The sequence below is a fragment of the Xenorhabdus anantnagensis genome (assembly GCF_028598555.1).
GTDB lineage: Bacteria > Pseudomonadota > Gammaproteobacteria > Enterobacterales > Enterobacteriaceae > Xenorhabdus > Xenorhabdus anantnagensis.
Window position 1 is genome coordinate 20,293 of the sequence record NZ_JAQRFN010000035.1, and the last position, 7,801, is coordinate 28,093.

The 7,801-nt window shown below is 47.6% G+C and carries 8 protein-coding genes; 7 read left to right on the forward strand and 1 reads right to left on the reverse strand.

Going from position 1 to position 7,801, the window contains the following annotated elements; genetic code table 11:
• The first annotated feature begins 2 nt into the window (after window positions 1–2).
• Both PSI14_RS17835 and PSI14_RS17840 read left to right on the forward strand, forming a co-directional pair.
• On the forward strand, window positions 3–1,292 hold the full coding sequence (locus PSI14_RS17835) for a DUF2800 domain-containing protein (protein ID WP_273577287.1): 1,290 nt from the start codon (window positions 3–5) through the stop codon (window positions 1,290–1,292).
• Window positions 1,293–1,322: 30 nt separating this feature from the next.
• The gene (locus PSI14_RS17840; RefSeq protein ID WP_273577289.1) at window positions 1,323–1,880 is read left to right on the forward strand and encodes a DUF2815 family protein; all 558 of its coding nucleotides are present in this window, start codon (window positions 1,323–1,325) and stop codon (window positions 1,878–1,880) included.
• A gap of 49 nt (window positions 1,881–1,929) precedes the next feature.
• On the opposite strand, the gene PSI14_RS17845 is transcribed toward PSI14_RS17840, so the two are convergent.
• On the reverse strand, window positions 1,930–2,694 hold the full coding sequence (locus PSI14_RS17845) for a hypothetical protein (RefSeq protein WP_273577291.1): 765 nt from the start codon (window positions 2,692–2,694) through the stop codon (window positions 1,930–1,932).
• A gap of 30 nt (window positions 2,695–2,724) precedes the next feature.
• On the opposite strand from PSI14_RS17845, the gene PSI14_RS17850 reads away from it, so the two are divergent.
• From PSI14_RS17850 to PSI14_RS17870, 5 genes are all read left to right on the forward strand, one after another.
• Entirely contained in the window at window positions 2,725–4,791 is a 2,067-nt protein-coding gene (locus PSI14_RS17850; RefSeq protein WP_273577293.1) for a DNA polymerase, read from the forward strand.
• A 3-nt stretch (window positions 4,792–4,794) separates the two neighbouring features.
• Complete coding sequence (locus PSI14_RS17855; protein WP_273577295.1) at window positions 4,795–5,061, forward strand: hypothetical protein; 267 nt, start codon at window positions 4,795–4,797, stop codon at window positions 5,059–5,061.
• Between the two features lie 63 nt (window positions 5,062–5,124).
• On the forward strand, window positions 5,125–6,363 hold the full coding sequence (locus PSI14_RS17860; RefSeq protein WP_273577297.1) for an SNF2-related protein: 1,239 nt from the start codon (window positions 5,125–5,127) through the stop codon (window positions 6,361–6,363).
• Between the two features lie 91 nt (window positions 6,364–6,454).
• Window positions 6,455–6,685 (forward strand): DUF4224 domain-containing protein, encoded by a 231-nt coding sequence (locus tag PSI14_RS17865; RefSeq protein ID WP_273577299.1) that lies wholly within the window; start codon window positions 6,455–6,457, stop codon window positions 6,683–6,685.
• On the forward strand, window positions 6,678–7,715 hold the full coding sequence (locus PSI14_RS17870; protein ID WP_273577301.1) for a tyrosine-type recombinase/integrase: 1,038 nt from the start codon (window positions 6,678–6,680) through the stop codon (window positions 7,713–7,715). The genes PSI14_RS17865 and PSI14_RS17870 overlap by 8 nt, the downstream gene beginning before the upstream one ends.
• Window positions 7,716–7,801 lie beyond the last annotated feature (86 nt).

The following is a 7,801-nucleotide window of genomic DNA, read 5'->3' on the forward strand; positions in this document are numbered from 1 at the left end:
TCATGCCGGAGGCACATGCAAAACTATCACCCTCAGCAGCACATCGTTGGCTACGCTGTCACGGTAGCCTGGCAATGGAGGCTGACCTGCCGAATACTGAATCCCCGTTCGCGCTGGAGGGAACAGCCGCCCATGCCCTCGCTGAAAATGTCCTGCGTAACCGCCAAGACCCAACACTGGCGGGCGAGCCGTTCACAATGGGGCAAACTACCGCCGAATATCTGGGGCAAAACGTATTGCTCAAGCCTGACACACCGTGTGTTAATGAGGAAATGGTGGAGGCAGTCGGTGAATATGTTGAAACGGTGTGGTCACTGGCTCAGGGCAATGAATTGCTGATAGAGCAACGCGTCGATTTTTCCGAGGTGATCGGCGTCGAAAACTCTTTCGGTACGGCTGACGCTATCATTATCAAGGGTAGTGAGCTGCAAATTCACGACCTGAAATACGGTAAAGGTGTGAAAGTTTATTCCGAAGAAAACGAGCAGTTGATGTTATATGCGCTCGGTGCCCTGAATCAGTTTGATATGTTATACGAATTCGACACAGTACGGCTGTTTATCCACCAACCCCGACTGAACTACGTTTCAGAATGGTCGGTCAGTGTTGATGAGCTACGGCAATTTGGAGAACGCGCCAGAAACGCCGCCGCATCGGTTATTACGACATTCGCCGTTGCTCAGTGTGAAGGCGTAGACACGCTACCTCCCGATTCGTTTACTCCGGGGGATAAGCAATGTCGTTTTTGCAAAGCCAAAGGTGGTTTATGTGCTGTAGAAACACAGCATAATTTAAACGTGATCGCGGAAGACTTTGTAGACCTGGCCGAGCCGCTAGAACCACAGTTATCAGGAGCCACAGAACGCGTTAACACTCTTGATAACGAAAAGCTGTCAGTGATTTATAACCAACTAGATGTTATCGAAAGCTGGTGCAAAGCGGTTCGAGTCCGTGTCCGTGATGAACTGAATTCCGGACATGAAGTACCCGGATTTAAACTTGTTTCTGGTAAGCAAGGCAACCGTTCGTGGGGTGTTGAATCAGATGCTGAGGACATGCTAAAAACATTCCGGCTCAAGCAAGACCAAATTTATACCCAAAAACTCATTAGCCCTAAGCAAGCGGAAAACCTGCTCAAGAAAGACAGCCCACGCCGATGGGCCAAATTGGAATCACTCATTATTCGGCCTGACGGTAAACCCACCGTCGTACCTGAATCCGATCCCCGTCCAGCACTGGACGTTAACCCTATCAACGATTTTGAAGACATATCTGACGATATGTTCGTTTAATTATATTTAACCAATAAAGAGACATAAACAATGAAAATTAAATTACCCAATGTACGTTTGGCATTTCCTGATTTATTTGAAGCAACCCAAGTTAATGGTCAGGGGGATTATAAATTTCGCTCGACTTTCCTTATTTCAAAAGCGCGCAACGATTTAATCGCTGAAATCGAAGCAGCAATTTTAAAAGTGGCTACCGATAAATGGGGGGCTAAAGCTGAAGGTATTATTAAAAGCATCCGCGGCAATAATATGCGGTTTAATTTCCGTGATGGCGACGATAAACCCGATTATGACGGTTACGCGGGGTGTAAGTTTATTTCTGCCAGTAATAAAGCAAGACCACTGGTAATTGACCGTGACCGTACTCCACTTACCGCACAAGATGGCCGCCCGTATTCCGGCTGTTACGTGAACGCCACTATCAGTATTTTCGCTTACGAAAACAACGGCAAAGGCATATCCGCATCACTGTCTGGCGTTCAGTTCCTGAGAGACGGTGACGCATTCGCAGGCGGTGGTGTTGCTTCAGTGGATGATTTTGACGATATCAGCGAAGGGGCTGACGCAGAAGCAGATATTTTTAGCTAATTAATAGTTAATCGCCCCGTTAAATACACGGGGCAAGATTAACTATAATTTATTTAGGTTCATTTAGGTAACGAGTAATTTCAGCAGAAAGATGCGAGTCTTCTTTTGAAATTAACTCATAATAATCACGTTGAATTTCACATGATAATTTAGGATTCTTTGCTAATTCCTTTATATCTTCAGAAGTAACAAGATCTCCGTGTCTTTTTATCAATTCAATGTAAATGTTAGTAAGCGCTTCTTCCACTTGTGAGGCAGGTAACCTATTAGCTTTAACGGGCTGTTTTATTGAGTTTATAATACCATCCATATAATCTTTTTGACCCATTTTATCCCCTAGTGACTTTCCTATTCTATCTAAATCAGGATCTCCAATTACACCAGGGTATAAAGACTTAAAACACTCCACCCCAGAGGGGTCAATAGTTAATAAACCAGTAAAAAGCTTGGCGCGATACTTGGTAAAACCATTGGTAGCATCATCAGAAGCATAATTTAATATTTCAGGTAAGCGACCATCAAACCATTTCCGCAGTGAGAATACATTTTTAATAATAGCACTATTTTTAGCATCTTTATCTTTAATAAGATATGAATCTCTCACTGCGGTATAAAACTCGTCAAACCTCTCAGGTTCAATAATTTTTATAACATCCAAAATTGGCCAAGTTTTTAATACTTCTTTCTGTGTTGGCCTATCAAATTCTCTTGATTTATCTTTTATATAGCCATAACAAGCAGTAAAAAAGATAAGCATAACCACAATTGAAATAATAAGTTTTTTAATATCAATACCACTTTTAGAACTTCCCATGTATCCCTCACCAATTTAAAACCAATTATTATGAATAATACTATTCTCTGGCTCGACCTCGAAACCTACAGTGAAGTACCGATTAAAAACGGTACTCACGCTTACGCCGAACAGGTAGAAATTATGTTATTTGCATGGGCGGTTAACAATAACCCTGTTCAGGTATGGGATGTGACAAGCGTCGCTCCCATGCCCGCCGAATTACGTAAAACTTTACTCGATCCGACTGTTATTTTATTCGCCCATAACAGCCACTTTGACCGTACTGTTTTACGCCATTACATGCCGAAGCTGCATCTGGATGTTTCCCGTTGGCAAGACACGATGGTGCAGGCACTGGCACACGGTTTACCCGGCGCATTAGGCGCACTGTGTGAAGTACTGGGTATTCCGTCAGATAAAGCGAAAGACAAAGAGGGCAAAGCGTTAATCCAATTATTCTGTAAACCCCGTCCGAAAAACGTCGCCATTCGCCGTACCACCAGCAAAACTCACCCTGAAGAATGGCGGCGCTTTGTGACGTACGCAGGGCTGGATATTGAGGCCATGCGTGAGGTACATAAACGCCTGCCCAAATGGAACTATCAGGGTGCTGAGCTGGCACTCTGGCACCGTGACCAGCAAATTAACGATCGTGGTGTACGCATGGACATTGAACTGGCTAACTCTGCCATTGACGCGGTAGACCAGGAACAAAAGCGGCTGGCAAAACGCACACAGGAAATGACCGAGGGTGACGTACAGGCCGCAACGCAACGTGATGCCATGTTACGACATATCACCTCGGCTTTTGGCGTTGAATTACCCGATATGCAAAAAAGCACATTGGAACGACGCATAGCTGATCCTGATCTCCCCGTCGCGTTAAGGGAATTGCTGACGATTAGGTTACAGGCCTGCACCACCAGCACCAGTAAATATAAAGCTCTGTTGAAATCAGTCAGCAGTGATGGGCGTTTACGTGGAACTAAGCAATTTTGCGGCGCATCCCGCACAGGTAGATGGGCTGGACGTATTTTCCAGCCCGACAACCTACCCAGACCTACACTACCTCAGAAAGTAATCGACACTGGCATTGAGGCGTTAAAAGCCGACTGTGCTGATCTGCTGTTCGACAACATCATGGAACTGACCAGCTCAGCGATACGCGGCGTTATCATCGCGCCGAACGGTAAAAAACTGGTCATTACTGACCTGTCCAATATCGAGGGGCGCATGCTGGCGTGGCTGGCGGGTGAAGACTGGAAGTTACAGGCGTTTCGGGATAATGACAACGGCACAGGCGCAGACCTCTACAAACTGGCCTATGCCCGTGCATTCAACATCGAACCGGATGATGTCACAAAAGACCAGCGCCAGATAGGTAAAGTGATGGAGCTGGGGCTAGGGTACGGTGGCGGGGTCGCTGCGTTTGTCACATTTGCCCTCACCTATGCTCTTGACCTTGACGAACTGGCGACCGCTGCACTGCCTAACATTCCGGTAAAAATTCAGCGGGATGCAATGAGCTGGTACAAGAAATCCGTTGAACAAAAACAGACGTACGGCCTGAGCGAGAGGGTATTTATCACCTGTGATTCCCTCAAAAGAATGTGGCGCCATGCCCACATCGCAACGGTGCCGTTCTGGTACGAGCTGGAAGAGGCCGTTAAGCGGGCGATCAGTTCACCCAGTGTCACTATTCCCTGCCGTAAGCTGAGAGTCCGCCGCGACGGGGCGTGGCTCCGTGTGGTCTTACCGTCCGGTCGTGCGGTGTGCTATCCCTCACCCCGCCTCAATGAGGGGCAGATCAGTTATATGGGCACCAACCCCTACAGCCGCAAATGGCAACGGCTCAAAACCTACGGCGGGAAACTGGTCGAAAACGTCACTCAGGCCGCCGCGCATGATGTGCTGGCGGGCAACATGCCCCGCATAGAGACTGCCGGTTATGACATTGTTTTAACAGTGCATGACGAAGTGTTGACGGAAGCACCGGACACACCCGATTACTCTCACGAACATCTCAGCAATCTACTCGCCACCAATCCCGATTGGGCACCGGACTTACCCTTGAGTGCTGGCGGGTTTGAGGCACATAGATATCGAAAGGAATAAATTATGGAACGTTGTAAAGAATGTCACGGCTATTATGGCGAGCCGAAACCTGTCGCTGTTGGTGAAAAATGTTGTTTTACCATTACCACCGGCGATGGTCGCTCATTTAACCACCGCGCAGTAATTGGGAAATTATTACTAATCAAAAATGACGGTTACTCCGTTACCTACCGTAAAAAAGTATATCACGCTGACCTCATCGCTCACCCCGATGATCCATCACCAATTACTTTGGCGTTTAGCAGTTCCTGTACCTGCCCTCCTAAATAAGGCTCATCTTATGGCATATAAATACCGAGACAGCCCGTTATATTTTCGGTCTACAGGGTGGGTATGGAAACCCAACCGACGCTAGTATTAGCGCCATTACGTGTTGCTCGGTCAACGTGGCCGGATGAGGCGGAGAAGTGGGGCCATCTACACAATATCGAAGTACAACCGATTGTGGGCGATGTTAAAGAGCGCACTTTATCGTTGCAAAATACCAATGCCAGTGTCTTTACCACCAACTACGATAACCTCGTTTGGCTGGTGGAAACGTTGGGGGATAAATGGCCGTTCGCCACCGTCATTGCCGATGAGAGTACGCGGCTGAAGTCGTTCCGGTTACGCAAAGGAGGTAAGCGTGCGGCGGCACTGTCTAAGGTCGCGCACAAGCACATACACCGCTGGGTCAATCTCACCGGCACGCCTGCCCCTAATGGTTTACTGGATTTATGGGGGCAAGCGTGGTTCGTCGATCAGGGCGAACGGCTGGGCAGGACGTACAGTGCCTTTACTTCGCGCTGGTTTAACAATTTCCAACGACCCGGGCAACACTGGCCCGATTTAAAGCCGAAAGACTTCGCCCAAGAGCAAATCCAAGCCGCGCTTAACGATGTGACTATCTCACTCGATGCAGCAGACTGGTTCGATATCGAAGACCCCATTCACAACGTTATTCGTATCGATCTACCGTCCAAAGTCCATCAACAGTATACGGCGATGGAAAAGGAAATGTTCGTGGAGCTGGAAGGCGTTGGTATTGAAGCCCCTAACGCAGCGGCCAAGACGGTTAAATGTCTGCAAATTGCCAGCGGGGCTATCTATACCGACGAGAACGGCACGTGGCAGGAACTGCACGACGCCAAACTACAGGCATTAGACAGCATCATCTATGAGTCCGCCGGAATGCCGGTGCTGGTTGCCTATCACTGGAAACACGACTTAGCGCGGCTGTTAAAAGCATTCCCGAAAGGCCGACATCTTGACGACAACCCGCAAACCTTACGCGACTGGAATAACGGAAAGATCCCCGTGATGTTCGCCCACCCTGCCAGCGCCGGACACGGGTTAAACCTGCAAGACGGTGGCAACATTCTGGTCTTTTTCTCTCACTGGTGGGACTTAGAGCAATACCAGCAAATCATTGAGCGTATCGGCCCTACCCGACAGATACAAGCCGGACACAACCGCCCTGTGTTTGTTCATCATATTATCGCAGCCCGTACGATGGACGAGTTGGTGATGGAACGGCGTAATTCTAAGCGGGAAGTTCAGGATATTTTACTGGAGGCCATGAAGAAGCGGTAAATATAGTAACATTCCGCAACAAAATTTCTGCAACACCGTTTATATAACGGTGATGTTCAATCTGAACGGTTAATAGGTAATCGAGGTCAATATGGAAGTAAAAACCGGCATCATTAGCGATGCAGATATGGCCGATATCACGGGCTATCAAATCCCGTCTAAGCAGTGTGCAGCACTAAAAGAAGCCGGCATATTTTTTATTGTCCGCCGGGACGGGAAACCCCGAACCACATGGGAGCATTTTAATAACCCGATGTCACAACGGATTAGAAACCATGCTCCTGCCCCTCAAGAACCTAATTTCGGAGCACTAGATGGGTAGAAAACGCAAAAACCCCGCAGATAACTGGATGCCGCCGCGCGTTCGGCGGGGGCGATCAGCGTATGAATTTCAGACCTATGACAGCCGGACAATCCGGCTATGTGATTTTTCCGCAACACAGGCAGAGGTGTGGGTAGCGTATGAAAAAATGCTCGCTGAACAGAAAAATGAAGAGACGCTAAACGGTCTGGTAAATGCGTTTCTGTTCTCTGCTGATTTTTCAGCCTTGGCCAAGGAAACCCAAAAAGACTACCGGAAATATGCGGGCAAATTATTGCCTGTATTTGGGAATATGCTACCGGATAACATTCAACCGAAGCATATTCGTAAGTACATGGATAAGCGGGGCTTAAAGGCCAAGACACAGGCCAACAGGGAGAAAAATTTCTTGTCCCGAGTCTTTGGCTGGGGGTATGAGCGTGGTATTGTGAGCAGCAACCCCTGTAAAGGCGTACGGCAATTCAGGGAAACGCCGCGGGATCGGTATATTACCGATGAGGAATACAACGCTCTTTACTCCGTTGCCCCAGCTATCGTTAAAGTGGCAATGGAGCTGGCGTATTTGTGTTGTACCCGACAAGGCGATGTACTGTCACTGACGTATGCTCAAACAAACGACATTGGCATATACATTAGGCAGGGTAAAACGGGTGTTGCCCAAATCAAGGCGTGGACAGATCGGTTAGATAATGCTGTTGCGATGAGTAAAACACTGCCCTTGGATAATAATATCAGCAGTATTTATGTACTCCACCAGCGCAAAGGCTCGCGGTATACCCGGGGTGGATTTAACAGTCGTTGGCGAAAAGCAAAAAATAGCGCGAAAGAAACGTTTCCCGAGTTGGACTTTAACTTCACATTCCATGATCTGAAGGCAAAAGGGGTCTCTGATCTCGAAGGCCCGTTGTCGGAAAAACAACAAATCACCGGACATAAAAACATCACTCAAACGGCAAGGTACGATCGAAAAGTGAATGTTGTGCCTGTCGTTGGGGGACAAAAAAAGTACATTAGAGGCCAAGGAATATAGTGAAAAGATATAGTGAAAAGATATAGTGAACAAATAGTGAAAGGTGATTTGAGTCATAAAAAAGCCACCCGAAAAGGTGGCTTCTT

Coding starts and splice junctions, on each gene's coding strand:
- PSI14_RS17835 (WP_273577287.1), top strand. CDS start 3: ATGCCGGAGGCACATGCAAAACTATCACCCTCAGCAGCACATCGTTGG.
- PSI14_RS17840 (WP_273577289.1), top strand. CDS start 1,323: ATGAAAATTAAATTACCCAATGTACGTTTGGCATTTCCTGATTTATTT.
- PSI14_RS17845 (WP_273577291.1), bottom strand. CDS start 2,694: ATGGGAAGTTCTAAAAGTGGTATTGATATTAAAAAACTTATTATTTCA.
- PSI14_RS17850 (WP_273577293.1), top strand. CDS start 2,725: ATGAATAATACTATTCTCTGGCTCGACCTCGAAACCTACAGTGAAGTA.
- PSI14_RS17855 (WP_273577295.1), top strand. CDS start 4,795: ATGGAACGTTGTAAAGAATGTCACGGCTATTATGGCGAGCCGAAACCT.
- PSI14_RS17860 (WP_273577297.1), top strand. CDS start 5,125: ATGGAAACCCAACCGACGCTAGTATTAGCGCCATTACGTGTTGCTCGG.
- PSI14_RS17865 (WP_273577299.1), top strand. CDS start 6,455: ATGGAAGTAAAAACCGGCATCATTAGCGATGCAGATATGGCCGATATC.
- PSI14_RS17870 (WP_273577301.1), top strand. CDS start 6,678: ATGGGTAGAAAACGCAAAAACCCCGCAGATAACTGGATGCCGCCGCGC.